Genomic DNA, 24446 nt, shown 5'->3' with positions numbered 1-24446 from the left:
TACCAATTAAAAAGCATAAAAATTGACGATGTTTTAACCGTGAGTGATTTGTGCCTTTATGCATTTTTATGCATGCAGCCAGATTTACGTGCGATAGCCGATTGGGAAAATTGGCTGCCTGTCCGGCAAAACGCCGGGCTCTGTGAGAAAAACCGTCTTGCAAGCGTTCACGCGAGACTCGTACGGGAGAAGTCGATCTCCCGAAACCAGGCGGGCCCGATCTGTTTCGGTTCGCCAGACTGGTCAGGGAAATCGAGCCGGAGCAGATCATTGATTTTTGTCGAACCTTCATCTCTCTCGTCCCGGAAACTCCTATGCGGCAGTGTCGCCCTTCTGGCGCTTGTGCTTACATCCTGCACGTCCACCGGCGACGGCATGACACCAATGCAGATGAGCGCCAGCGCTGACGGTTCCGTCGTCGCCGATGCGTTGCAAAGCGCTGCCGACGAGACCGCAGCCGCGGAAGCTTCCACAAAAGCTGAAGCGGAGGCTTCCGCACAAGCCGAAGCGGATGCGACCAAGAAAGCAGACAATCAGCCTGAGCCTCCAACCGGGCAAGCCGCAGTCACATCCGCGACTGCGCAATCCGACAATCCTGCAATAGAAGACGCAGGCACCGGCAAAGCGCTCGAACCGGAAGAACCAGTGCAGGTCGCAGCACTCGCTTCCGAAACAAAACCAAGCGGGCTCTTTAGCATTTTTGGCAAGAAATCCGACAATAGCCCAAGCGAAGCAGCCCCTCCCGAAGCGCCGGCGGCAACCACTGACGAAAAGCCCGCAACCGCTAAAACCGAACCGGCACAGGAAGCACCCCAAGCCCCGCAAGTCGAAGCCAGCCAACCACCCGCGCCGGAAAAGCCTGCCGAAGTCACTTCCCTGTTTGGGTCCGCCAAAAATGCAAATGCCTTTGCAGCGCCGCAAAAGCCCGCATCCTCGCAGTCTCAATCGCAGGGCAGTATTGCAAGATTGTTCAGCGATGACGCGGCAAGCGGTTCCAGCAAAGCGGAAAACAAGAAACTCGCCGTAGTCAAACCCGTTTCATCGCCAACACGAAATTATAACTACTCCCTGCCCGGCGTCCGCGCCAATGGCGGAATCGAAATCAAGCATCGCCAAAGCCTGTATGATGACAGCGACATTGATGCCAACGAATATGACGACTATTCCTCCATTCAGCTTGCGTCAGCGCCCGGGCTTGCGCGCCTTGCGCCAAATGGCCTGAAAGTACAGCGCCAGACCGTTGATGTCGCATGTCTCAAGCCGCAACTGGTTTCGATGCTGAAAACGATGGAGCGCCATTTCCGCCGCCCGGTCATGGTGACGTCCGGTTATCGTAGCCCTTCCTATAACCGCAAGGTCAACGGCGCACGCAAATCGTTGCATATGATCTGCGCCGCAGCCGATATTCAGATCGACGGGGTTTCAAAACACGAAATCGCGCGCTTTGCACGCTCCATGCCAAACCGCGGCGGTGTCGGCACTTACTGCCATACCAAATCGGTCCATGTGGATATTGGCCCCGAACGGGACTGGAACTGGCGCTGCCGCAAATAAACTGGATTTGATTTTATATTTTAATTCAAAGAGTTGGCATAGAAATTCACAGCAAAATACCCGTTATGCCTGCCTCCCGGAAATATTTTTCTGAAAAACTTGGAATAAGGGCTTGCGAGTCAGAAGCTTCCTGCATATAAGCCCACACACACCAGCAACGGGCGCCCATCGTCTAGCGGTTAGGACGCCGCCCTTTCACGGCGGAAACAGGGGTTCGATTCCCCTTGGGCGTACCATTTGCTGGTTTTTCTCCTGAAAATCTTTCTCTATAATTCGAATTGAAGATGCTTGACCTTCCGGTCTTTCATATTGTTTTTCTTATTGAATTTACGGAAAAAATGCTTGCGCGCAGGATTTTTCCCGCATATAAGCCCACACACCAGCAACGGGCGCCCATCGTCTAGCGGTTAGGACGCCGCCCTTTCACGGCGGAAACAGGGGTTCGATTCCCCTTGGGCGTACCACTTGCTGTCTGTTTCTCGCTTTAAATTGATCGCATGTGAGCGCGCCAGACGTGACAGTGCCTTCTCGCTGCTATAGCAGTTCCTGTATTACATAATGAAACAGGATAGCGATCTCATGTCCCAAACCACCGCGATTGTTCCCACCGCCCATGCCAGCCGCTATCTGCAACAGCTCTGCAAGCACTGGGCGCATAAATTCGCCACTGAATTTACCCCCGAGAAGGGACGTATCGATCTTGGCGAAAACCGTCTTGTGATTCTCAAGGCCGAACCGGAACAGCTCATTGTCGAGATTGACGCCGCCGAGGATGCCCTGCCCCAGATGGAAGACGTCGTCGCAAGCCATATCGTTCGCTTTGCCTTTCGCGAGGAACTGGCTTTTAACTGGGTCCGGCAATAGAGGATTCTCAGCAAAACCGTGAAATGCCTTTGCAGGACTGATTTCTTTCCCTGTCAGGCTCAAGGCTTGCAGCAATCCTGTTCCGGGCCTAAATGGGCCCTATGCTTTTTCCTTCACCCCTTGTGACCGGTCGCCTTGAGCGCCGCTATAAGAGATTTCTGGCCGACGTGACTTTAGACGACGGCCGGTTTATTACGGCCTCCGTTCCCAATACCGGCTCGATGCTCGGTTTGACGGCACCGGGTTCGCGCGTCTGGCTGAGTGTTTCAGATGCGCCGCACCGCAAATATGCCCATACGCTCCAGATTGTCGAAGCCGATAACACGCTTGTCGGCGTCAATACCGGCCTGCCCAACCGAATCGCCGAAGAGGCAATTCTTTCCGGTCTCGTTCCCACCTTGGAAAATTATCGCAATCTGCGGCGCGAGCAGAAATATGGGCGCAATTCACGCATAGATATTCTGCTCGACAATGGAGAGGATGCACGCGCCTATGTGGAAGTGAAAAATGTGCACTTCACGCGCACGGCCCGCCTCGCCGAATTTCCCGACACCGTCACGGCGCGCGGCGCCAGGCATCTTGATGAATTGGTCGATGTCGTAGCGGCTGGCCATCGGGGCGTGATGGTGTTTATTATCCAGCGTAATGATTGCGACAGATTCAGCATTTCCGGTGATCTCGACCCCGCTTATGCCCGCGCTTTCGAACGCGCAATGGCATCGGGGGTTGAGGCCTGGGCTGTTCAATGCCAAATAACGGATAAAGGCATTCACGCCACGCAATTGGTGCCGATAGAGTAGAAAGACAGGTCAAAAATGGTGACTTATATCGAAGCAGCAAGCGCACCGGTAAAATATACGGGCCAGATCAGGCTTTACGGGCCGGAAGCCTTCGAGTCCATGCGCAAGGTCTGCAATCTCACCGCGCGTTGTCTCGATGTGCTCAATGATGTGGTCAAGCCCGGCGTCACGACCAATGAGATTGACCGTTTCGTTTTCGAATTCGGGATGGACAACGGCGCTTTTCCGGCAACATTGAACTATCGCGGCTATACCAAATCGACCTGCACCTCGATCAATCACGTCGTATGCCACGGCATTCCCAACGACAAGCCGCTGCGCGAGGGCGAGATCGTCAATATAGATGTCACCTACCTGCTGGATGGCTGGCACGGCGATTCAAGCCGCATGTATGCAGTGGGCGAAATCAAGCGTTCGGCGGAGCGCTTGCTCGAAGTGACCTATGAAAGCCTCTTGCGGGGCATTTCTGTCGTAAGGCCGGGTGTGAAAACCGGCGCTATCGGCGCTGCCATTCAGTCCTATGCGGAAGCAGAGCGTTGTTCGGTCGTGCGCGATTTCTGCGGCCATGGCGTCGGCCAGCTCTTTCATGATACGCCCAACATCCTGCATTACGGTGCGCCCGGCGACGGCGTGGAAATAAAGGAAGGCATGATCTTTACGATTGAACCGATGATCAATCTCGGCAAGCCGGGTGTGAAGGTTCTCTCCGATGGCTGGACCGCGGTAACGCGCGACCGCTCGCTGACGGCTCAATATGAACATACGGTGGGCGTCACGAGCGATGGCTGTGAGATCTTCACGCTGTCGCCCAAGAATCTCTTCGGTCCGCCCTCGATGCGCTAGCATGGCCTTGAATCCGGGATTCGTTCGCGGCTTCGCTCCAGAGCGATACGAATTCCGGATTTGCCAGAATAGTGTAAAATATACTGTCTGTCTGTTTCGGCGGGGGTAAAACAGAATGACGCGTACCGATAAAAAGCCGGGCGGTTATGACCTTCCCGGCTTCAACGACCGGATGCAGATGGCAGCTCCCCTGGAGAAGCCGCACCATCTGGGCCATCGTGATCGATTGCGCCAGCGCTTCAGGGCCGCTCCCGATACATTGGCCGATTACGAATTGCTGGAGTTGCTGTTATTCCGGGTTATCCCCCGCGCCGACACCAAGCCGCGCGCCAAAGCCTTGCTGAACCGCTTCGGCTCGCTTGCAGAAGTGCTGGGAGCCTCTGAACAACTGATCGCCGAAACGCCCGGTGTCGGCCCCTCCATTGCCCTCGACCTGAAAATCATCGAAGCCGTGCTCAAGCGCTCGGCGCGCAGTACGGTCATGGAGCGCGAAGTCCTCGGCTCATGGAGCAAGGTCGTCGAATATTGCACCGCAGCCATGGCCTACGAGCCGCGCGAACAATTCCGCATTCTCTTCCTCGACAAGAAAAACCGCCTGATTGCCGACGAGATCCAGCAGCAGGGGACCGTCGACCACACACCCGTCTATCCACGCGAGGTGGTGAAGCGCGCCCTGGAACTCTCCGCGACCGCCATCATATTGGTGCACAATCATCCTTCAGGCGACCCAACCCCCTCCCGCGCTGACATCGAGATGACGAAACTGCTTGTCGATGCCGCCAAAGCGCTCAATATCGCCGTGCATGACCATATCATCGTCGGCAAGCACGGCCATGTCAGCATGCGCGGGTTAAAGCTCATGTAGACCTGCCACCTGTGGCGGCACGGTCTTGCCCTAACCTTCTGTTAAGCATGTCCAGCAAAACGACCCGCAAAGACGTGCAGATTACTGCCGTTTCATTGGATTTCGACACAATCACAGACCATGTGAATAACAGTCAGGAGGTGACGGATTCGTCCTTCACGAAGGCAGCATATTTTCCGCCAGCGTTTCGGGCGGGAAAACCGGAGTAAAAAATGTTAAAGCGTTTCCACATTGCCGCGGCATTAGGTGCCGCAATCGCCAGTTTTGCCAGCGCATCTTTCGCAGCCGATATGTATGATGGATCGGATTACAGCTATAGCGATCCAGCGCCTTCCGGTCCACATGACTGGTCGGGCAATTATATCGGCGCACAAATCGGCGCCTCATCATCCAGGGTTCCCAGTCCCTTCTCCAATCGCACCGGCCTGCTTGGCGGAGCGGTCGTCGGCAAGAACATGCAAAGCGGCAACGTCGTTTTTGGCGGCGAGCTGGAAGGCAATTTTGCTGAAGCAGAACATCGTATCGGCAATGGCGGCAGCCTCCAGCAATCCTGGAACGGCAATGTGAAAGCCAAGGTCGGCTATGCGCTCGACAAAACCCTTATTTACGGCACTGCCGGCTATGGCGTTGCCCGCTTGAAGGCCAAGGGCGCAACCACGTCCGCACCGGGCTGGGAAGCGGGTCCAGTGGTCGGCGTCGGTGTGGAACAGGCCATCTCCGGTCCGCTGTCGCTAAAGGCCGAATATGACTTCCAGCGCTTTAACGATGTGAAGTCCAAGGTCAATGGCGTTAGCCAGCGCAACGACCTGAAGAATCACTCTCTCAAGGCCGGTCTTAATTACCGGTTCTGATATATCCACAGCGTTCATGCCAATTATGCATGAACTCATCTGATTTTCGCACCAAAAGCCGCACATCACAGTGCGGCTTTTTCTATTTGGTCAATTTTGTCACCGGGCGATCATGCATCCACCCGGTTACGAGCTTGACACTCCTGTCTCCCAACATCTTAATACCGAATATTTGTTGGGGGCTTTCTTCTTCCACTACCGGCTTATTGCTAGGATTGATAAATGCATCGCGTTTTCGACGGACATAATGATGTCCTCTTGCGTCTATGGGAAAATAGCCGGAATGGCGGGGATCCCGTCAAGGAATTCATCGGCGGCGCCAAACTAGGCCATCTGGATTTGCCCCGTGCCAGGGCGGGCGGTGTTGCTGGCGGCATTTGCGCCATTTATATTCCGTCCAGCCATCAGATCGAACTGGCCGGAGCCGATACCGATGGCGCTTACGAAACGCCGCTGGCCTCTCCACTGGAACGTCACCCCTCGCTCGACATAGCCCTGGAGATCGCTGCCATCGCTCTTCGTCTCGAAGAAGCGGACGGCTGGAAAATCTGCCGCAATGGCAAAGAGCTCGACGAGGCGCTTGCCAGCGACACATTTGCGGCGGTTCTCCATATGGAAGGCTGCGAAGCCATTGATGCCGATCTTGCAGCGCTTGAGGTTTTCTACGCTGCGGGCCTGCGCTCACTCGGTCCCGTCTGGAGCCGCAATAATATATTCGGTCACGGCGTACCCTTTGCCTATCCCATGTCGCCTGATACCGGCCCCGGCCTGACCGATGCAGGCAGGCGACTGGTGAAGGAATGCGACCGCAAGGGCATCCTGATCGACCTTGCTCATATCACCGAAAAAGGCTTCTGGGATGTCGCGGAAATCAGCGATCACCCCCTGATCGCCAGCCATTCCAACGCTCACGCCCTCACCCCCGTTGCCCGCAACCTGACCGATCGGCAGATGGATGCGATTCGCGAACGCAAAGGTCTTGCCGGGCTTAATTTCGCGACCACCATGCTGCGGGCGGACGGGCTGGAAAGTGCGGCCACGCCACTTTCCGACATGGTGCGGCATATCGATTATATGGTCGAGCGCATGGGGATCGATTGCGTTGCGCTTGGTTCGGACTATGACGGCGCAACCATTCCTGCGGAAATCAACGATGCGGCGGGAACGCAGAACCTAGTCGCAGCCTTGCAAAAAGCCGGATATGATGAAATCGAGCTGGCAAAACTTTGCCGCGAGAACTGGATAAGAGTCCTCAAGCAATGCTGGCACGGAGCAGTTTGACCTCTACAGAATTCTTATAAATCACGAAAGGGAACTCAAGATGATGCATTTTGGACGTTTTCGAATTCTCGCTGCCGGTGCGGCGGTTTCAGCTCTGCTGGCGGCAAGCCCGGCCTGGACGGCAACGCCTGCCGACACGCTTGTGCAGGCATGGGCCATCGACGACACTATCACGCTCGACCCTGCTGAATCCTTCGAGTTCAGCCCGGCGGAATTCATCGGTAACACCTATGACATGCTGGTTCGCCTTGATCCCGAAGACACCTCCAAGGTCGTGCCGGGCGTTGCCGAAAGCTGGTCCGTTTCCGATGACGGCCTTACTTATACGTTCAAGCTCAAGAAAGGCATCACCTTCGCTTCGGGCAATCCGATTACGGCGGAAGACGTCGCCTATTCCTTCGAGCGAGCCGTACGTCTCGACAAGAGCCCGGCCTTCATCCTGACCCAGTTCGGCCTGACCGGCGAAAACGTCACCGAAAAAGCGAAAGCCGCCGATGCTGAAACCTTCGTCTTCACGACCGACAAGGTCTATGCGCCAAGCTTCGTGCTGAACTGCCTTTCGGCCACCGTCGGCGCAATCATCGACAAGAAGCTGCTTCTGGAACACACCCAGCAAGTGACGCCTGACGACAATTACAAATATGATAATGATTACGGCTCAGCCTGGCTGAAAACCGGCTATGCAGGCTCCGGCCCGTTCAAGCTTCGCGACTGGCGCGCCAATGAAGTTGTCGTACTGGAACGCAATGACAATTATTATGGCGAAAAAGCCAAACTGGCCCGTGTCTTCTACCGCCACGTGAAGGAAAGCGCCACGCAGCGCCTGATGCTTGAGGCAGGCGACATCGACGTCGCGCGCAATCTGGAGCCGGGCGACTTCGAGGCTGTTACGAAAAATGACAAGCTGTCGACCGTCAGCGCGCCCAAGGGCACGGTGATGTATATCAGCCTCAACCAGAAGAATGAATATCTCTCGAAGCCAGAGGTTCGCGAAGCGTTCAAATATCTGGTCGATTATGAAGCCATCGGCTCCACGCTGATCAAGGGTATCGGCGAACTTCGCCAGACTTATCAGCCAAAGGGTGTGCTGGGCGCACTCGACGAGGCACCTTATAAGTTCGACGTTGAAAAAGCCAAGGAACTGCTCGCCAAGGCGGGTCTGGAAAATGGCTTCTCCGTCACTTTCGACGTGCGAAGCAACCAGCCTTCGACGGGCATAGCCGAATCCTTCCAGCAGACCGCGGCACAGGCTGGCATCAAGATCGAGATCATTCCGGGCGACAACAAGCAAACCCTGACCAAATATCGTGCCCGCAACCACGATCTCTATATCGGTCAGTGGGGTATGGACTATTGGGATCCCAATTCCAACGCAGAGGCCTTCACCTCCAATCCGGACAACAGTGACGATGCCTCCGTCAAGACGCTTGCCTGGCGTAACGCATGGGATATTCCTGAACTGACCAAGCAGGTCCAGGCGGCCCTCCTGGAGAGCGATAGCGATAAACGAGCCGAAATGTACAGGAAACTGCAACAGGAAGCGCTTGATGAAAGCCCGTTCGTGGTGCTGTTCCAGCAGATCGAAACGGCGGGTCTTGGCGGTAATGTCAAGGATTTCAAGCTTGGTCCGACTTTCGACTCCAACTCGCTCATTTCCGTCAGCAAGGAATAATTGAAATTGCCGAAGCGGCACCCGGCCACTTTGCCGGGTGCCGCTTCGGCTTTGATGCAAGGTGTCAGGCGGTTTTCGAACATAAACAAGCAAGGCCGCTCTGAACGTCCCCACTGTTGGAAGCGGATGTAACATTGAGCACCACAGAAAATCTTTCAGCGAAAGGGAGCGCCCGACGGCGCTCCCCTTCCGTAATCTCCGCGATAGCCGGTTTTCTGGTCATCGTCGTGACCACTTATCTTGGTCTGCTGGCCGTCACGTTCTTCATCGGTCGTGTCGTCCCGATCGATCCGGTTCTGGCGATCGTCGGTGATCGCGCACCTGCACATGTCGTTGCGCGCGTGCGCGAGGAAATGGGCCTCAACCTGCCCTATTATCATCAGTTTTTCCTCTATGTGAAAGGCGTTTTGCAAGGCGACTTCGGAACATCGGTCCTTACGACAAATCCCGTCATGACCGATATACGCCGCGTCTTTCCTGCGACGATGGAACTTGCCACCATCGGCACCATCATTGGCGCGCTGATCGGCGTTCCGTTAGGCGTGCTGGCTGCGGTAAAGCGCGGCAGCCTTGTCGACCAGATCGTCCGTGTCATCGGCCTGATCGGCTATTCCGTCCCGATTTTCTGGCTTGGCCTGCTGGCGCTGCTTGTTTTCTATGCGCGCCTTGGCTGGACGTCCGGGCCGGGACGCATCGACATCATGTTTGAATATACCTTTACGCCGATCACCGGTTTTTACCTTATCGATGCACTCATTCAGCGCGACTGGGCCGCTTTGCGGAATATCGTGTCCCACCTTGTTCTACCCTCGGCGCTGCTGGGCTATTTCTCGATGGCCTATATCAGCCGCATGACGCGTTCCTTCATGCTCAATGAACTGGAGCAGGAATATATCATCGCGGCCCGCGCCAAAGGCATATCGGAAACCCGTATCATCTGGGGACATGCCCTGCGCAATGCCGCCGTACCGCTCGTCACGGTGATTGTCCTTTCCTATGCTGGCCTGCTGGAAGGCTCGGTCTTGACCGAGACCATTTTCGCCTGGCCGGGACTGGGCCTCTATATCACCAATTCATTGCAGAACGCCGATATGAACGCCGTTCTTGGTGGCACGATCATCATCGGTTCGGTCTTTATCGCGCTTAATCTTCTGTCCGATCTTCTGTATCGGCTTCTCGATCCGAGGACGCGCGCAAAATGAGTCAAATGACAGACACATCGACATCTTCCTGGCGCGAATGGCTGCTTTCCGAGCGCCCGCAATCGCGCATGCAGGCTCGCTTGGGTCGCTCCTATATGATCTGGCGCCGCTTTACCGCCAACAGGCTGGCCGTGGTGGGATTGCTGATCCTTCTCGCGCTTTTGCTGGTAGCGGCTTTTGCGCCCTGGCTGGCGCCGCATTCTCCCTATTCGGGTGATCTCGCCAATGCCCGCCTGCTCCCGCCCGGAACACCGGGCCACCTGCTGGGAACCGACGATCAGGGCCGCGATATTCTCTCCCGCCTGATCTACGGCTCGCGTATCACACTCTATGTCGTGCTGCTCGTGGCCATTATCGCAGCGCCCATCGGCCTGCTGGTCGGCACGGTCGCCGGCTATGCAGGCGGCTGGGTTGATGCGGTCCTCATGCGCATCACCGATATTTTCCTCGCTTTTCCCAAGCTCATTCTGGCGCTCGCCTTCGTCGCGGCGCTTGGACCCGGCATTGAAAACGCGATCATCGCCATCGCCATCACCTCATGGCCGCCCTATGCGCGTATTGCCCGCGCCGAAACGCTGACCGTGCGTAATTCTGACTATATTTCCGCCGTCCGCCTGATGGGGGCCTCGCCGTTCCGCATTGTCCTTCGCCACATCATGCCGCTTTGCACTTCCTCGCTGATCGTGCGCGTTACGCTCGATATGGCCGGAATAATTCTCACGGCGGCAGGGCTTGGTTTTCTCGGGCTTGGAGCACAGCCGCCATTGCCTGAATGGGGCGCGATGATTGCCTCCGGTCGCCGGTTCATCCTCGACCAATGGTGGGTTGCGGCCATGCCCGGCATAGCGATCCTTATCGTAAGCCTCGGTTTCAATTTTCTCGGCGACGGCCTGCGCGATGCGCTCGATCCGCGGGGGAGCAACCAGTGAAACCACTTCTGACAGTTGAAGACCTGCGCGTCACATTTCCAACCCGGACAGGCGCTGTCGAGGCCGTGCGCGGCGTCAGCTTCACGCTCGGCCGCGAACGGCTTGGCATCGTGGGTGAGTCCGGATCAGGCAAGTCCCAGACCGGCCGCGCCATCATGGGGCTGACCCCGCCTCATGCCCGCATTACAGCTAAAACGCTTCAGTTCGACGGTATCGATCTTCTGAATATTTCTGCTCGCGAACGCCGCAGCCTGCGTGGCAGCCGCGTCGCAATGGTGTTGCAGGATCCCAAATATTCGCTCAACCCGGTTATGACCATCGGCAGGCAGATTGCCGAGACGCTCAAGGCCCACGGCAAATATAGCAGTAGCGAGATTCGCAAGCGTTCTATTTCCATGCTCGAAGCGGTGCAGATCAGGGATGCCGAACGGGTCATGAAGCTTTATCCGCATGAAGTTTCCGGCGGCATGGGACAGCGCGTCATGATAGCCATGATGCTGGTCGCAGAACCCGAATTGCTGATCGCGGACGAGCCGACCTCCGCGCTCGACGTGACGGTTCAGCTCGAAGTTCTTGGCATTCTCGACAAGCTGGTGGCCGAACGCGGCATGGGATTGATATTCATCAGTCACGACCTGCGTCTCGTCTCCTCCTTCTGTGACCGCGTCATCGTCATGTATGCCGGCCAGATCGTCGAAGAAATCGCTGCGAGCGACCTCGCCAATGCAAAACATCCCTATACGCAAGGACTGCTCAACTGCATGCCCAAAATCGGAGCTGACCAGCACCCCCTCCCCACCTTGCAGCGTGAGGAGGCATGGCGTCTATGAACCCGGCACTGGCCATTGATAATCTTAACGTCTATTTCGATCATTTCCACGCGCTCAAATCGGTGAGCATCGAGGTCGCGCGCGGCAGTTCATTCGGGCTGGTGGGCGAATCCGGCTCCGGCAAATCCACGCTGCTGCGCGCCGTGGCCGGCCTTGCCCCCGTCGATAGCGGCGAAGTGCGCATTGACGGCAAGCCGCTTAAAACACCGCGCGACAAAGCCTTCTACCGGACGGTCCAGATGGTTTTCCAGGATCCCTACGGCTCGTTGCATCCCCGCCAGACCATTGACCGACTTTTGCTGGAACCACTGGCAGTTCATGGCATCGGTGACAGCGAACGACGCATCGTCCGCGCACTTGACGAAGTCGGCCTTGGCTCGGGCTTCCGGTTCCGTTATCCACACCAGCTTTCCGGCGGTCAGCGACAGCGCATCGCGATTGCCCGCGCCCTCATCATCGAACCAACCATCCTCTTGCTCGATGAACCGACCTCCGCACTTGATGCTTCCGTACAGGCGGAAGTTCTCAATCTGCTGGAACAGGTACGCCGGGATCGCAACCTGACCTTCGTCATGGTCAGCCATGATCTGGCAGTTATCACACATATGTGCGATCAGCTCGCTGTCATGCGCAATGGAGAAGTCGTCGAACAGCTGAAAGCGGATGCGCTCGTCAAAGGCGACATCAGCGCCGACTATACGAAGAACCTGATGCGCGCCAGTGAGGGCTTCCGCAGATAACCCAACAAAAAGGCAGGGAAATCCCTGCCTTTTGAATGAGTTGTGCGTTTTTATTGAATCACTTCCTGCGTGATTGTTTCTGTGGTGCTGTTCGCGCTTCTGCTTCCGCCTTTGCAGCAGCCGCTTCGGCGGCAACCTGGTCCGCGCTTTTGGGCGTCGTGTCGATAACAGCGCGCACCGAACCATTCGCAGAAACCTGACATACCGCCGTACGCAGATCGACCTGCAGATCGACATCCGTTCCGCCGCCTGCGCCCGGACGCGAATTGACAGCCGAAATCACACGCTCCGGCAGGAAGTATTTATTCGCCGCAGTGGTAATGCACGGCGCTGCCAGCGCAGGATCAACCGTCGAGGTCGGAATGAAGCGCCGCGTCGATATGGTCGGCGCGGTAACAGGTGCTTCGGACAGTCCGGGAGGCGTCGGGGTCTGTGTCGTGGTCGTACAGGCCGCAGCCAAAGAGGCCAGCATCGCGATAGCAAAAAAACGGGCTCCGTAATGGACTGCTCCGTGCATAATCAACCTCATAAGATTTGCTCTACAGCTCAGATTTAACCAGATAACTATTCTGTTTTGGTCCGTTGTCGAGTGCAGGAACGCCACATTGCAGGTTTTTCGTCTGGCGTCCACAGCCCCGTTATCACTGTTTCGCAAAAATCCAGTTCAGCATCTCGCGCCAGTCGCTCATGCGAATCGGCGTGCCGTGATTGCCCGTCTCAAACCGGCGAAACTGCACCGGATAGCCGGGCGCACGCCTGCGGATCTCGCGATAAAAGCCTTCCTGTTTTTCGACGGCAAAAACCGGATCGCGGCTGCCATGCGTGAAAAATACCGGCGTTTTCTTCTTGAATGCGGGTGAATTGAAAAAACTTTCATCCCACAGCGACCCCATAAGAATAAGTCCGGCAAGCTGGTCGCCCGCAGTTTTGCTGGAGGCCACGCGCCAGCACAGCGCCCCGCCCTGCGAGCCGCAGGCAAGAACCAGCGGCGCAGATGGAGATGAAGCCTTCGCGGCTTCAATCAATCCAGCAATCTGTGCCTCGCCTGCCGCTGCGAAATCCTTGAAGTCCGGGGTAAGATAAAGCCCGCCATTGCGGCTTGCGAGATTTTTCACACGGTTGAAATTGCCACCGAATGTGAAATCATTCACGCCCTGCAAGCGATTTCCACCGCGCCCATGCAGATATATGACAATGAAAGCTGCCCCTTCCCGCTTGCCGACCGCCATGGCTTTCACTGGACCGGCTTTGGTCTGAAATGTGACGTCTTTCTGATAGGCGCGCGCTTTCAGCGAAACATAGGCATCCCTGGCCCGCTTTTCCGGCACTGCATCGCGCCCGTTAATATCGCGCATTTCATTATAATCGACGATTTTATAGTCACCATTATCGGCGCTGCCGAGAATGCCGGGATAGGAAAAATGCTCGTCCTTGAACGAAGGAAGCGGCCCTTGCGCAAAGGCAGAAATGGCGGAGAAGAAAAACAATCCGGCAAATAGCCCAGCCCGCTTATGCATTATTTCTCCCCATCAACTCTTCTACAACTCCAGTCTATGATAGCGGCGGTTGAGATAGATCAGCGCCTCCTCGGCATCGCCGGAGCGCAATGCCACCACTTCACCGAAAAGAACATGATGGGTTGAGTGATCCTGCACGCTCGTCACCCGGCAATCGAACACCGCCAAAGCCCCTTTCAGCGTCGGTGCTCCCGTCGCAAGAATGTCCCATTGCGCCAGTTCGAAACGCTCATCCTGCGTCAGTCCGATACGTCCGGAAAAGGCGTCTGCCAATTGCTCATGGGGAGCCGCAAGCGTATTGACGGCAAAAACGCCGTTCTTCATGAAGATCCGGTTCTCTTCATGCACCTTTTGCAAGCATATCAAAACGGTCGGAGGATTGTCGGAAACCGAACATGAAGCTGTCAGGGTAAGCCCGCGCCGTCCGGCAGATCCACCTGTCGTTACGACCTGCACGGCCCCCGCATAATGGCTCATGGCGTCGCGATAGGCTTTCGGTGCGACAGGCGCTGTATCTGGAATGATATTTTTTATCGTTTGCACTTGATAAGCATCCGTATTGTCTTGCAAGCCATGGCGGAGCTATGCGCTGATTGCCTGCATGGATTACGGGCATTGCACAATGGCAAGGAAACCGCTACCCAATTTTCATTCAAATTACCATGAAATGTTAAAGAAGACCTGTCGCGTGAATGAGCCAGACCAGTTTGTAAAACCATATGATGCGGCTTTCCGCCTGATATTGCACGGCAATAATTACCCGAAGCTCTTTTCTGCCAGCCTCGCGGCCCTGGCGTTTCTCAGCCTCATACTGATACCTTCTGCCTTTGCGCAGGAAATGCGCATTGGATTTGCCGCGCCCTTGAGCGGTACATTCGCACCCTTGGGGCAGCAATTGCGAGATGGCGCGCAAGTCGCGGCAAACACAATGAGCGTCCAGCTGACCATATCCGACGATCAGTGCAGTGCTGAAGGCGGCAAGACGGCGGCTGATAATTTCGTCAGGGAAAATGTGCAGATCGCCACCGGTTTCCTCTGTTCCGAAGCACTGGAAGCAGCCCTGCCCATTCTCAATGAAAAGAATATCCCGGTTTTAACATCAGGGATCAGCGATCTCACCCTCTCCGAGCGACGCGCATCGACGCACCTGCCCGTCTTTCGTCTTTCAGCAGGGATTGAAAAGGAAATGCGGGCGACCAGCAGCTTTCTGGCAAGCCTCTGGCGCTCGCAGCCCTTTGCGATCATCGATGACGGCACCATAGAAGGCCGTCAGCGCGCTTCGCTTCTGCTTGCCAGCCTCAGGGAACAGCAGCTCCAGCCCGTATTTACCGATACCTATCGCCCGGGCCTTGAAAACCAGAACGCCCTTGTGGCTCGCCTGCGCCGGGCCGGTGCAACCCATGTCTATGTCGGTGGCGAACGCGACGACATTGCCGCCATTGGTGCCAGCGCCCAAACTCTCAAATATCCGCTGGTCATCGCAGGAGGCAGCGTCCTGAATGCCGCTGCCGGCCCGCAAGCTTTAAGCGATGGAACACTGATGATTGCCCCCATCAGACCGCAGGATCTGCCGACAGCCAGACCCGCCGCCGATGCTCTTCGTCAGGCAGGCATGCTCGTGGAAGCCTATTCCGTCACCGGTTACGCCATGATCGAGCTGGCGGCACAGGCGACAAAACAAGCCGAAGCGGAAAAACGCAGCGTAACAGGCATCCTCACCAGCAGTTCCTTTGAAACTGCGCTGGGCACGATCAAGTTCAATGAATTGGGAATGCGAAACGACAATCCCAATCGTCTGCAACGTTATGCAGGCAAGCGCTTCATACCAGCCGATAGATAAGTCCAATCAGGCTGGCCGTTATTGTCAAAGCCGTCAATAAGCTCATCGATGCCCAGAACAGTGTCACCGCTGCATCAATATCCCCGGCATTGGCGCTTCTTTTGCCTTGCATGTTGAGCATCGGCCCGTCAACCTTTTCAGCGCCATAGCGGCGCGGTCCTGCAAGCGCCAGCCCCAGCCCCCCTGCAAATGCTGCTTCAGGCCAGCCCGCATTCGGCGAACGATGCAGCCGCGCATCGGCGCGCATGACGCGAAAGGCTTTGCGCCCGCTTTCCTTACCCATATTGAGCCCGCACGCCAAAACAGCGAGCAAGCCGGTCAGCCGGGCCGGAACAAAATTTGCCACATCGTCAAGCCGGGCCGCAAAGCGCCCGAAATGGCGATAGCGTTCGTTCATATGACCGATCATGGAATCGGCTGTATTGATGAGTTTATAGGCAAGCAGTCCCGGCAAGCCGCCGACCAGAAACCAGAATGCGGGCGCGACAACTCCATCTGACGCGTTTTCGGCAAGGCTTTCGATGGCAGCGCGACTAACCCCGCTTTCATCGAGCTGCTCGGGATCCCGCCCGACGATCATCGACACAGCCATGCGCCCGCCTGCGATCCCATCGTCCCGCAAGCCTTTCGCAACATTGCCGACATGGTCGGCAAGGCTTTTTTGCGCAAGAAGGACGGCAACGATAACGATCTCGACCAGCGCGCCCGCTGTGCCAAGAAGCGGCAGAAGCGCTTCGATAAAAACTCCCAGAAAAAGGCAGCATGCAACGAGCCAGACAATCAGCCACATGCCGTTGCGGCGCAGTTTTTCAACCGGCAATGCGGGCTTGTTCCAGCGATGTTCGCCCCACGAAATGGCCTTGCCAAACAGAACGACCGGATGCGCAACCTTTTGCCAAAGAGCGGGAGGGTCGCCAGCCAGTCGATCCAAAACCAGCGCCAGAGAAAGGATTATCAGCTTAATTTCCATAGGCTTGGCCCGCTATTCTGAATCAGGTCTTCAAGCGCGATATGGTCTCAAGCGCCTCTTCCAGTCGCCTCAACCCCGCATCATCCAGCGCAAGGCCGATACGCAGCCATTCTGGCGCGTAAGAAAACTTACGGACGAGGATATGCCTTTTGCAAAGCTCCTCATGCACCGCATATGCATCGGGATGTTCCACGAGCGAAAAAAGGGCCACGCCTCCGATCTCTTTCAAGCCCGAACGTTCCAGAACGCCGGAAAGACCAAGACGCCGCAGGTCGATCCTCGCGCGAAAGTCGGTCAGTTCCGTGCGGCTTTTAAATGCCTGTCCGGCTATAGCCAGTGCAGGCCCGGACACGGCCCATGGGCCAAGGCGCTGCTTGACCCTTTCGGCAATAAGCGGATTGGAAATCATAAAGCCCAGCCGCAACCCCGCCAGCCCGAAAAACTTGCCGAAAGACTTCAGGACGATCATGGGAAGGCTGGCGGCTTCCGCCGCCACACTCACATGATGATGCGCATCGGCAAAAGCCTCGTCAACCACCAGAAAGCCGCCACGCGCGCCCAGTCTTTGCGCAAGCTCCACCAGATCCTTGCGCGCAATAACGCGCCCATCGGGATTATTCGGGTTGACGACCACAGCCACGCGCGCCTCATCCGGAATATCGTCAGGCCCGCGGCATTCGACCACATTCCAGCCTGCCGCCTGAAAGGAAGCGCCATATTCCTGATAGGTCGGCCCCATGATAGCGACTGTCGAAGCAGGAAGAAGCGTCGGAACAAGCTGTATCAGCGCCTGTGTTCCGGGCGCTGCCACGATGGGTGCCGTCTCCGCTATACCGTAATACAGCCTTGCCGTTTCAAGCGTTCGCTGAAAAAGCCCCTCATCCGGCAAACGGTTCCAGAGCGCCTCCCCCAGCGCGGGCAGCGGGAAGTGTTCGGGATTGATCCCGGTCGAAAGGTCGAGCCAGTCCTGCGCCTTGCCGCCATAACGTGCCACCGCCCGGTCAAGTGCTCCGCCATGTTCGACAGGCTTGATCACATATTGTCTCCACGCAAATCGATAATATGCATGAATGAGCCTGAAACCGAACCGACACGCTGTCCCGCCTCGCCCAGTTTTTCACCCTGAGCGTTGTTCACGCTAAAAAGCCTTTGCGCCGCCCCCTCCAGCACGATGCTCGTATAATGAAATTCATGGGCGCTCAGCGGCATTTTCCATGGCGCGCCTTCCAATGGCTCCACTATGCGATAGCCAAGATGCAGCTTCCTTTTGGCAAAGGATGTTTCAAGCGGCAACAGGCCCAGCATTTCATGGCGCAAACCCTCGGCGTCTTGCAGTCCCTCGCCAAGCACGATATAGCCGCCGCCCTCACCATAGACCATAGCGCCGCGTGACACGGCTCCGTTCATGCCTTCCCGAAAGCGATGCAATTGTGCAAGCTTGCCGGCAAAGGCTTCAGGATAACCACCCGGCAGATAGACGGCATCCGCATCCGGCGCTGGCCCCTCGTCTGCAAGGGGCGAAAAGAACGATATTTCCGCTCCGCGCCTGTGCCATGCTTCGAAAACATGCGCATAAGCAAAAGCAAAAGCATCATCACGCGCGACTGCTATCCGGTTCCCCAAGGGCGCAAGCCGCGGCACATTGGCCATTGCCGCAGGGCGTTTGGAGCCGAGCCAGATATGACGCAGAATCCTGAAGTCGATATGCGCTTCCATCATATCTGCGGCATGATCGAGAAAGCGTTCCAGATCGGAATGTTCTCCCGCCTGCACCAGCCCGAGGTGGCGTTCCGGCAGCAGCAACGCATCATCATGCGGCAAAGCGCCCAGCACCGGAATTCCAAGCGGCAGCAAAGCTTCGCGGAGCATGGCTTCATGACGCGCGCCGCCGACCCGGTTGAGTATCACGCCCGCAATCAGCACATTCTTGCGAAAGGCGCTGAAACCCGAGACAATCGCAGCCACCGAATGCGACAAGCGGGCGCAATCCACCACCAGCACGACCGGGAGATCGAGCATACGCGCGAGATCGGCAGACGATCCCCCATTGCTGTTTGCCCCGTCGAAAAGCCCCATCATGCCTTCCGCGACAAGCAGCTTTCCACCTTCGGTCATGCGTGAGGAAAGCGCGCTGATGAGTTCGGCCCGCATGCCCCATGGATCGAGATTGAAACACACAGCACCGCTTGCAGCCTTATGGTAGCCCGGATCGATATAATCCGGTCCCGCCTTGACGGGCGCCAGCGCCACGTCCATTCGTCTGAGCGCGCGCAGCAAACCAAGCGTTATCGTTGTTTTTCCCGAGCCCGATGACGGGGCTGCGATCATGAAACCATTCATGCCTTGTATGTTCCTCCGCTCTCCTCGACATGCATCGGATGTCTGAATGAGACCACTGGCGCCAGAGCTAACAGATAGGTTATAAGCCGTCCATGAATGATGAAAGCCCATTAGAAAATAAAAGCCCCGAGAACACCATCGGCACCTATGCGGCAGCCGCCGCCAAGGCTGCCCTGAGCGCGCTCATAACCGGCGAGTTTCCCGATCCTGTCGGCATTATATTGCCTGATGGCGAAGTGCCCTGGTTCCAGCTTGCCTATGAGGGGCTGGGCGAAGGCTATGCCATGGCAGGCATTGTCCGTCACGATGAGGATGCCCCGCAAGGCGAAGAGGGCAGAACCGTCATATCGACCGTCTTTCCCGCACCGCCGGGAAGCGGCATCGCATTTGAGGCCGGGGAAGGAATCGACGAAACAGCGCTCGACCCGCTATTTCGTCGCCTGACGATGGAAATCTGCGAGCAGATATGCGCCGAATATGACCTGCCCGCCGATCTGGTCATTACGGTTTCAATGCCAAAAAACGAAACCGCTCATTGAGCTTAGGTCAACTGCCGGAAGGTGAAGCCTGCCGCGCATCGCGCAATTCCTGCGCGGTGACGCCCAGCACTTCGGCGATACGCTGAATCATCGCGGTTTCGGTTTGATCGATTCGGTTATCGGCACAGGCAATCTTCATCAGATTGCTCAAAAGCGAAAGGCGTCGCTCAGGCGCCATTTCGGCCAGCATATTGGCTGCCTGTTTGGTCGTCGTCTCATAAGCGAAATCTTTGAGATATTCGGCGACTTCGGGAATTTCGTCAGGCGCAATGCCGAAATTCTCGAAAATAATCTGTTTGAAAGTGGCGATTTCCGCCGGATGCCGATCGCCATCGGCAAAGACGACATGCAACAAAAGCAGCAGTTCCGCGGCCAGTGCGGGATCATCCGCCACGCGCTGCACAGCACTTTTCTTGCTTAAAAACGTGGTAATGCGCTCGAAGATGCTCTCGCTCATAGGCGCCCTTCTCCCTCTATGGGCCAATCTGCCGCCAAGTGTTGCCGGAACGATAAAACAACGCAAGCGCATATGGAATTTGTCAGATAGATTTATGAAATAAGACACCGGCGAATCCCGAAAGCATATCTGCCTCAAACGGAATCACCGGGACATCCAAGCCCTTGTTTTAACGGATTATCCCGCGCTGAGCCTTTTTTTGCCTATGCCGCAAATGCTCTGGCACAATGAAATGGCCTGCTCTATGGTGCCGCCATCAGCATCTGGATTCTCCCATGCCCGAATTCTTCGATACTCTGACCTTGCTTCTCATTTTTGCAGCCTTCATCGCGGGCATCATCGATTCCATTGCAGGTGGTGGGGGAATGATTACCATTCCTGCCCTGCTTCTGGCTGGCATCCCTCCCGTGGAAGCGCTCGGCACCAATAAATTGCAGAGCCTGTTCGGCTCATCATCGGCAACCATCGCCTATGCCCGAAAAGGATATGTCAATATTCGCGAGCAATGGCCCGAGGCGATAGCATCGCTTGTCGGCTCCGTTCTTGGCGCGCTTCTGGCGATTATCCTGCCGGTCGATATTATGCGGGCAGCCTTGCCTGCACTGCTTATGGCAATTGCAATCTATTTTGCGATCAAGCCCAATATAGGCGACCTCGATCGTTCACGTCGCATCGGTCCGTTTCTCTTTGGCGTGACGATCGTTCCGCTGATCGGCTTTTATGACGGCCTGTTCGGGCCCGGAACCGGATCGTTCTTCATGCTCGCCTTCGTCGCGCTTGCAGGATACGGCATCCTGAAAGCCACAGCCCATACCAAGCTTCTCAATTGTGCTTCCAATGTGGGCGCCTTCGCCACCTTCGCGCTGGTGGGCCAAATCAACTGGAAAGTTGGTATCAGCATGGGGGTTGCCCAATTCATCGGAGCGCAGATCGGCGCAAGCCTGGCCATGAGGATTGGTTCACGGATTATCAAGCCGCTGCTGATCGTCGTAAGCCTTGCTCTCGCAATACGTCTGCTGATGGACCCCACCAATCCCCTGCGGCAATGGGCCGGATTTTAAAAACAGTTTTAAACCCGCAAGGCCACCAGAACCACGCCGCAGCCGATCAGGACAATGCCCGCCCAGTTGATCGCCGTCATACGCTCGCCTAGAAAGGCTGCGCCAAAAAGCGCAACCAGCACCACCGAAAGCTTGTCAATCGGCGCGACACGCGACGCTTCGCCAATTTGCAATGCGCGAAAATAGGCGAGCCACGATGCCCCGGTCGCAAGCCCTGAAAGAATGAGAAAAATCCACGATTTCGCGGAAACCTCCCCGGGCCGCTGCCACTGCCCGGTAACGGTCAGAAACAGGCACAAGGCGCCAATAATGACCAGCGTACGAATGAGGGTGGCGAAATCGGAATTGATGCCGTGAATGCCAACCTTGGCGAAAATTGCGGTCAAGGCGGCAAATACCGCCGACATGAGCGCCCAGAATTGCCAGCTGTCGACCATGATCAGAATTCAATTCCCTTCTGCGCTTTCACGCCCGAACGAAAAGGATGCTTGATCATTTCCATCTCGGTGACGAGGTCGGCAATTTCGATGAGTTCGTCCTTGGCATTTCGTCCGGTGATGATGACGTGTTTCATTTCGGGCTTTGCCGAGAGCACTTCGATCACCTCCTCGACCGGCAGATAATCGTAGCGCAGCACGATGTTGAGTTCATCGCAGAGCACCATGTCATAGCTTTCATCGAGGATCATGGCCTTGGCCTGCTCCCATCCCTCGCGCGCATTGGCAATATCACCGGCGCGATCCTGTGTTTCCCAGGTAAACCCCTCGCCCTGCGCGCAAATCGTTACCTGCTCCGGGAATTTCTCCAATACATGCCGCTCTCCGCTGTCCCATGCCCCTTTGACGAACTGGACGACGCCGATCTTCATGCCATGACCAATCCCGCGAAGAACCATGCCGAACCCTGCGGTTGACTTGCCCTTTCCCTTGCCCGTATGAACGATCACCAGACCCTTTTCTTCAGTCTTGGTCGCCTGAATCCTGTCGCGCGCGGCTTTCACCTTGCGCATTTTCTCCGCATGGCGCTCATTGATTTCCTCTTCCGTCATGGAGAGAAGTTTTTCTGATTTTTCAGCCATTTACCGCCCTTTCCGGATTCATTCTTCAAACTCGTTCACTTCATTTTGAGGGACAGGCCCGCAGCCATGAAAAAAACCTCATCGGCAGCGGAGGCCATTGCCTGATGCAGAAATCCGGCTGCATCGCGAAATTCCCGCGCCATGCGATTTTCCGGAACAATCCCCAGTCCGACCTCATTGGAAACAAGCACGACCGGACCGGGCAATTCTCCAAGCATAGCGACCAGCGCCGCACTTTCGGCGGCAATATCGCGCTCCGCCATCATCAGATTGGTGAGCCATAATGTCAGGCAATCAACCAATATGAAGCTCTCGCCGGAGCTATGCCGCACCAGCGCCTGTGCCAGTTCAAGCGGTTCTTCCACCGTTTGCCATTGCGGGCTGCGCCTGTCGCGATGAACGGCGATACGATTTTCCATTTCGGAATCAAAAGCCCGCCCCGTTGCCAGATAAACCGGCTTCAGACCAGAATTTTCGACCAGTCCCTCTGCAAAGGATGACTTGCCCGAACGGGCCCCGCCAAGAACGAAAGTGATTTTTACAGGCCGAGCCATTTTGCATCCGCTTCCGGTTATCTATGACTGGAACTGAGCACAAAAAGCCCGTCTATATCCAGACTGGCTTCCAGCCCTCGCGCCAGTTCATCGAGGGCCTCTTCAACGCCTGCACGATAATTGCTTTCACCCTGGCTCTCCACGCCCAGAGAGGCGAGAAAACGCCGCCGGAATTCATCCGGGCCGAAAACCCCGTGCAGGTAAGTGCCAATGATACGGCCATCAGCTGAGGTCGCGCCATCCGGCTTGCCATCCAGCATCGCAAAAGGACGAGCCGCATCGGTGCCTGTTGTCCGGCCGACATGAATTTCATAGCCTTCAAGCGGCGCGTCATGAAGCAGGGAACGCCCCGTAATATTGCGCACGCATTTTTCCGGCTTCATGATCGTGTCTATATCAAGCAGGCCCAGCCCGACAGTTTCATGGATCGCGCCTTCCAGCCCCTCCGAATCGCGAATTGTCATGCCGAGCATCTGATAGCCGCCGCAAATGCCAAAGACATGCCCGCCTCGTCTCACATGGGCATGAATGTCCCTGTCCCAGCCATTATCCCGCAACGCGCCCATATCCGCTATCGTCGATTTGGTGCCGGGCAGGATGATCAGCCCCGCATCCGCCGGAATCCGCGACCCCGGCGCAACCATGACGACTTCGACGCCAGATTCCGCCTTGAGCGGGTCGAGATCGTCAAAATTGGCAATGCGCGGCAGCATGGGCACGGCAATTCGGAATGCCTTTTCTTCCCCCTTTGCCACCTGTTCCAGCACGACCGAATCTTCTGCCGGAAGGCGCGAAACCGCTTTCAACCATGGCACGATGCCAAAGGAGCGCCAGCCGGTAAAGCTTGTTATCGCCGCAAGCCCGTCATCAAAAAGCGAAATATCACCGCGGAATTTGTTGATGAGAAAACCCTGCACCATGGCCCGGTCTTGTTCCGCCAGAACGGCATGGGTTCCCACCAGCGAGGCGATCACCCCGCCCCGGTCAATATCGCCGATCAACACCACCGGCACATTGGCCTCGATGGCAAACCCCATATTGGCGATGTCCCCGGCGCGAAGGTTGATCTCCGCAGGCGATCCGGCCCCTTCCACCAGCACGAGATCCGCACCCTCGCCGACACGCGTAAAGGAATCCATGACCGCCGCCATCAGTTGCGGCTTCAACTGCTGGTAATAGCGCCCGCGGGCTTCGCCGCGCACCTGCCCCTGCACGATAACCTGACTGCCGGTATCCGTCTGCGGCTTCAGCAAAACAGGGTTCATGTGAACGGAAGGCGCAACGCCACAGGCCAATGCCTGAAGCCATTGCGCCCGCCCCATTTCCCCACCATCGTCGCTGACGGCGGCATTATTCGACATGTTTTGCGGTTTGAACGGTCGTACCTTCAGGCCGCGATTGCGCGCAGCACGGCAAAGCCCGGCGACAAGCACACTCTTGCCGACATCCGAACCCGTACCCTGAAACATGATTGCGCGCGTCATATCATGCTGCCTATCCCAAGTTTACCGTGCTGGCAACAAGGGCTTGCGACCCGGCCTTATATGCAAAAATGCGCATCGGTTTATTGCAAATGCGCGCAATATTATTCCAATGGAGCGTTGGCAGTTTTCAGCTCTTATGCTCTAGTTGTAACCGGAGGCGCGGTCCCGGAGGGAG

25 protein-coding genes, 2 tRNA genes and 1 pseudogene are annotated in these 24446 nt (G+C 56.5%); 17 read left to right on the top strand and 11 right to left on the bottom strand.

Going from position 1 to position 24446, the window contains the following annotated elements; all coding sequences use genetic code 11:
* Window positions 1-270 precede the first annotated feature (270 nt).
* The 14 genes from DKP76_RS08060 (at window position 271) to DKP76_RS07995 (ending at window position 12431) form a co-directional block, all read left to right on the top strand.
* The gene (locus DKP76_RS08060) at window positions 271-1554 is read left to right on the top strand and encodes a YcbK family protein (RefSeq protein WP_245410188.1); all 1284 of its coding nucleotides are present in this window, start codon (window positions 271-273) and stop codon (window positions 1552-1554) included.
* Between the two features lie 161 nt (window positions 1555-1715).
* Window positions 1716-1790 (top strand) — tRNA-Glu (locus DKP76_RS08055).
* A 153-nt stretch (window positions 1791-1943) separates the two neighbouring features.
* Window positions 1944-2018: transfer RNA gene (locus DKP76_RS08050), tRNA-Glu, on the top strand.
* Between the two features lie 115 nt (window positions 2019-2133).
* Window positions 2134-2418, top strand: coding sequence for a DUF2218 domain-containing protein (locus DKP76_RS08045; RefSeq protein WP_109705955.1), 285 nt, complete (start codon window positions 2134-2136; stop codon window positions 2416-2418).
* Window positions 2419-2519: 101 nt separating this feature from the next.
* Window positions 2520-3218, top strand: a complete 699-nt coding sequence (gene sfsA / locus DKP76_RS08040) for a DNA/RNA nuclease SfsA (protein WP_109705954.1) — start codon at window positions 2520-2522, stop codon at window positions 3216-3218.
* 15 nt (window positions 3219-3233) lie between these two features.
* Entirely contained in the window at window positions 3234-4061 is an 828-nt protein-coding gene (map, locus tag DKP76_RS08035; protein WP_109705953.1) for a type I methionyl aminopeptidase, read from the top strand.
* Between the two features lie 115 nt (window positions 4062-4176).
* Entirely contained in the window at window positions 4177-4926 is a 750-nt protein-coding gene (gene radC / locus DKP76_RS08030) for a RadC family protein (protein WP_109705952.1), read from the top strand.
* A 212-nt stretch (window positions 4927-5138) separates the two neighbouring features.
* The gene (locus tag DKP76_RS08025; RefSeq protein ID WP_109705951.1) at window positions 5139-5777 is read left to right on the top strand and encodes an outer membrane protein; all 639 of its coding nucleotides are present in this window, start codon (window positions 5139-5141) and stop codon (window positions 5775-5777) included.
* Window positions 5778-5999: 222 nt separating this feature from the next.
* The gene (locus DKP76_RS08020) at window positions 6000-7058 is read left to right on the top strand and encodes a dipeptidase (protein WP_109705950.1); all 1059 of its coding nucleotides are present in this window, start codon (window positions 6000-6002) and stop codon (window positions 7056-7058) included.
* A 40-nt stretch (window positions 7059-7098) separates the two neighbouring features.
* The gene (locus DKP76_RS08015; RefSeq protein WP_109705949.1) at window positions 7099-8730 is read left to right on the top strand and encodes an ABC transporter substrate-binding protein; all 1632 of its coding nucleotides are present in this window, start codon (window positions 7099-7101) and stop codon (window positions 8728-8730) included.
* 194 nt (window positions 8731-8924) lie between these two features.
* Window positions 8925-9932 carry an ABC transporter permease gene (locus DKP76_RS08010; RefSeq protein ID WP_425349389.1) on the top strand — a complete coding sequence of 336 codons (1008 nt, stop codon included), beginning with the start codon at window positions 8925-8927 and terminating at the stop codon, window positions 9930-9932.
* On the top strand, window positions 9929-10861 hold the full coding sequence (locus DKP76_RS08005) for an ABC transporter permease (protein ID WP_109705947.1): 933 nt from the start codon (window positions 9929-9931) through the stop codon (window positions 10859-10861). The genes DKP76_RS08010 and DKP76_RS08005 overlap by 4 nt, the downstream gene beginning before the upstream one ends.
* Window positions 10858-11691 (top strand): ABC transporter ATP-binding protein, encoded by an 834-nt coding sequence (locus DKP76_RS08000; RefSeq protein ID WP_109705946.1) that lies wholly within the window; start codon window positions 10858-10860, stop codon window positions 11689-11691. Before DKP76_RS08005 ends, DKP76_RS08000 begins: the two co-directional genes overlap by 4 nt.
* Window positions 11688-12431: an ABC transporter ATP-binding protein gene (locus DKP76_RS07995; RefSeq protein WP_109705945.1), complete on the top strand. Its 744-nt coding sequence runs from the start codon at window positions 11688-11690 to the stop codon at window positions 12429-12431. The genes DKP76_RS08000 and DKP76_RS07995 overlap by 4 nt, the downstream gene beginning before the upstream one ends.
* 58 nt (window positions 12432-12489) lie before the next feature.
* Here DKP76_RS07995 and DKP76_RS07990 read toward each other — a convergent pair whose 3' ends face one another.
* From DKP76_RS07990 to DKP76_RS07980, 3 genes are all read right to left on the bottom strand, one after another.
* On the bottom strand, window positions 12490-12948 hold the full coding sequence (locus DKP76_RS07990) for a hypothetical protein (protein WP_109705944.1): 459 nt from the start codon (window positions 12946-12948) through the stop codon (window positions 12490-12492).
* Window positions 12949-13072: 124 nt separating this feature from the next.
* Window positions 13073-13948 carry an alpha/beta hydrolase gene (locus DKP76_RS07985; protein WP_109705943.1) on the bottom strand — a complete coding sequence of 292 codons (876 nt, stop codon included), beginning with the start codon at window positions 13946-13948 and terminating at the stop codon, window positions 13073-13075.
* A 21-nt stretch (window positions 13949-13969) separates the two neighbouring features.
* Entirely contained in the window at window positions 13970-14491 is a 522-nt protein-coding gene (locus DKP76_RS07980) for a flavin reductase (protein WP_425349380.1), read from the bottom strand.
* 247 nt (window positions 14492-14738) lie between these two features.
* On the opposite strand from DKP76_RS07980, the gene DKP76_RS07975 reads away from it, so the two are divergent.
* Window positions 14739-15788 (top strand): branched-chain amino acid ABC transporter substrate-binding protein, encoded by a 1050-nt coding sequence (locus DKP76_RS07975; RefSeq protein ID WP_245410198.1) that lies wholly within the window; start codon window positions 14739-14741, stop codon window positions 15786-15788.
* On the opposite strand, the gene cbiB is transcribed toward DKP76_RS07975, so the two are convergent.
* Genes cbiB through DKP76_RS07960 form a run of 3 tightly spaced genes read right to left on the bottom strand, consistent with a single transcriptional unit; the run spans window position 15769 to window position 19098 of the window.
* Window positions 15769-16758 carry an adenosylcobinamide-phosphate synthase CbiB gene (gene cbiB, locus DKP76_RS07970; protein WP_109705941.1) on the bottom strand — a complete coding sequence of 330 codons (990 nt, stop codon included), beginning with the start codon at window positions 16756-16758 and terminating at the stop codon, window positions 15769-15771. The genes DKP76_RS07975 and cbiB overlap by 20 nt on opposite strands.
* Window positions 16759-16780: 22 nt before the next feature.
* The gene (cobD, locus tag DKP76_RS07965) at window positions 16781-17794 is read right to left on the bottom strand and encodes a threonine-phosphate decarboxylase CobD (protein WP_109705940.1); all 1014 of its coding nucleotides are present in this window, start codon (window positions 17792-17794) and stop codon (window positions 16781-16783) included.
* Window positions 17791-19098, bottom strand: coding sequence for a cobyrinic acid a,c-diamide synthase CobB (locus DKP76_RS07960; protein WP_109705939.1), 1308 nt, complete (start codon window positions 19096-19098; stop codon window positions 17791-17793). The genes cobD and DKP76_RS07960 overlap by 4 nt, the downstream gene beginning before the upstream one ends.
* Before the next feature lie 92 nt (window positions 19099-19190).
* Between DKP76_RS07960 and DKP76_RS07955 the strand changes: the two are divergent.
* Window positions 19191-19625 (top strand): annotated as a pseudogene (locus DKP76_RS07955) (cobalt-precorrin-5B (C(1))-methyltransferase); the annotation flags it as partial.
* Between the two features lie 19 nt (window positions 19626-19644).
* Here the strand turns inward: DKP76_RS07955 and DKP76_RS07950 are convergent.
* Window positions 19645-20094 (bottom strand): tellurite resistance TerB family protein, encoded by a 450-nt coding sequence (locus DKP76_RS07950; protein ID WP_109705937.1) that lies wholly within the window; start codon window positions 20092-20094, stop codon window positions 19645-19647.
* A 275-nt stretch (window positions 20095-20369) separates the two neighbouring features.
* Here DKP76_RS07950 and DKP76_RS07945 point away from each other — a divergent pair, with 275 nt between their 5' ends.
* A complete protein-coding gene (locus DKP76_RS07945) occupies window positions 20370-21155 on the top strand; it encodes a TSUP family transporter (RefSeq protein WP_109705936.1) in 786 nt (261 codons plus the stop codon).
* A gap of 8 nt (window positions 21156-21163) precedes the next feature.
* Here DKP76_RS07945 and DKP76_RS07940 read toward each other — a convergent pair whose 3' ends face one another.
* From DKP76_RS07940 to DKP76_RS07925, 4 genes are read right to left on the bottom strand one after another with little or no spacing between them, the layout of a single operon-like run.
* Window positions 21164-21592, bottom strand: coding sequence for an EamA family transporter (locus DKP76_RS07940; protein WP_109705935.1), 429 nt, complete (start codon window positions 21590-21592; stop codon window positions 21164-21166).
* A 2-nt stretch (window positions 21593-21594) separates the two neighbouring features.
* On the bottom strand, window positions 21595-22233 hold the full coding sequence (cobO, locus tag DKP76_RS07935; protein WP_109705934.1) for a cob(I)yrinic acid a,c-diamide adenosyltransferase: 639 nt from the start codon (window positions 22231-22233) through the stop codon (window positions 21595-21597).
* Window positions 22234-22268: 35 nt separating this feature from the next.
* Window positions 22269-22787, bottom strand: a complete 519-nt coding sequence (cobU, locus tag DKP76_RS07930) for a bifunctional adenosylcobinamide kinase/adenosylcobinamide-phosphate guanylyltransferase (protein ID WP_109705933.1) — start codon at window positions 22785-22787, stop codon at window positions 22269-22271.
* Window positions 22788-22804: 17 nt separating this feature from the next.
* Window positions 22805-24271, bottom strand: coding sequence for a cobyric acid synthase (locus tag DKP76_RS07925; RefSeq protein WP_109705932.1), 1467 nt, complete (start codon window positions 24269-24271; stop codon window positions 22805-22807).
* Between the last annotated feature and the right edge of the window lie 175 nt (window positions 24272-24446).

Origin of the sequence: Falsochrobactrum shanghaiense (assembly GCF_003149535.1) — a bacterium.
Classification (GTDB): domain Bacteria; phylum Pseudomonadota; class Alphaproteobacteria; order Rhizobiales; family Rhizobiaceae; genus Brucella; species Brucella shanghaiense.
The sequence above is the reverse complement of the archived record's forward strand: the minus strand, read 5'-3'. Positions and strand labels throughout refer to the sequence as shown.

Coding starts and splice junctions, on each gene's coding strand:
- DKP76_RS08045 (WP_109705955.1), top strand. CDS start 2,134: ATGTCCCAAACCACCGCGATTGTTCCCACCGCCCATGCCAGCCGCTAT.
- sfsA (WP_109705954.1), top strand. CDS start 2,520: ATGCTTTTTCCTTCACCCCTTGTGACCGGTCGCCTTGAGCGCCGCTAT.
- map (WP_109705953.1), top strand. CDS start 3,234: ATGGTGACTTATATCGAAGCAGCAAGCGCACCGGTAAAATATACGGGC.
- radC (WP_109705952.1), top strand. CDS start 4,177: ATGACGCGTACCGATAAAAAGCCGGGCGGTTATGACCTTCCCGGCTTC.
- DKP76_RS08025 (WP_109705951.1), top strand. CDS start 5,139: ATGTTAAAGCGTTTCCACATTGCCGCGGCATTAGGTGCCGCAATCGCC.
- DKP76_RS08020 (WP_109705950.1), top strand. CDS start 6,000: ATGCATCGCGTTTTCGACGGACATAATGATGTCCTCTTGCGTCTATGG.
- DKP76_RS08015 (WP_109705949.1), top strand. CDS start 7,099: ATGATGCATTTTGGACGTTTTCGAATTCTCGCTGCCGGTGCGGCGGTT.
- DKP76_RS08005 (WP_109705947.1), top strand. CDS start 9,929: ATGAGTCAAATGACAGACACATCGACATCTTCCTGGCGCGAATGGCTG.
- DKP76_RS07995 (WP_109705945.1), top strand. CDS start 11,688: ATGAACCCGGCACTGGCCATTGATAATCTTAACGTCTATTTCGATCAT.
- DKP76_RS07990 (WP_109705944.1), bottom strand. CDS start 12,948: ATGCACGGAGCAGTCCATTACGGAGCCCGTTTTTTTGCTATCGCGATG.
- DKP76_RS07985 (WP_109705943.1), bottom strand. CDS start 13,948: ATGCATAAGCGGGCTGGGCTATTTGCCGGATTGTTTTTCTTCTCCGCC.
- cbiB (WP_109705941.1), bottom strand. CDS start 16,758: ATGGAAATTAAGCTGATAATCCTTTCTCTGGCGCTGGTTTTGGATCGA.
- DKP76_RS07960 (WP_109705939.1), bottom strand. CDS start 19,098: ATGAATGGTTTCATGATCGCAGCCCCGTCATCGGGCTCGGGAAAAACA.
- DKP76_RS07950 (WP_109705937.1), bottom strand. CDS start 20,094: ATGAGCGAGAGCATCTTCGAGCGCATTACCACGTTTTTAAGCAAGAAA.
- DKP76_RS07945 (WP_109705936.1), top strand. CDS start 20,370: ATGCCCGAATTCTTCGATACTCTGACCTTGCTTCTCATTTTTGCAGCC.
- DKP76_RS07940 (WP_109705935.1), bottom strand. CDS start 21,592: ATGGTCGACAGCTGGCAATTCTGGGCGCTCATGTCGGCGGTATTTGCC.
- cobO (WP_109705934.1), bottom strand. CDS start 22,233: ATGGCTGAAAAATCAGAAAAACTTCTCTCCATGACGGAAGAGGAAATC.
- cobU (WP_109705933.1), bottom strand. CDS start 22,787: ATGGCTCGGCCTGTAAAAATCACTTTCGTTCTTGGCGGGGCCCGTTCG.
- DKP76_RS07925 (WP_109705932.1), bottom strand. CDS start 24,271: ATGACGCGCGCAATCATGTTTCAGGGTACGGGTTCGGATGTCGGCAAG.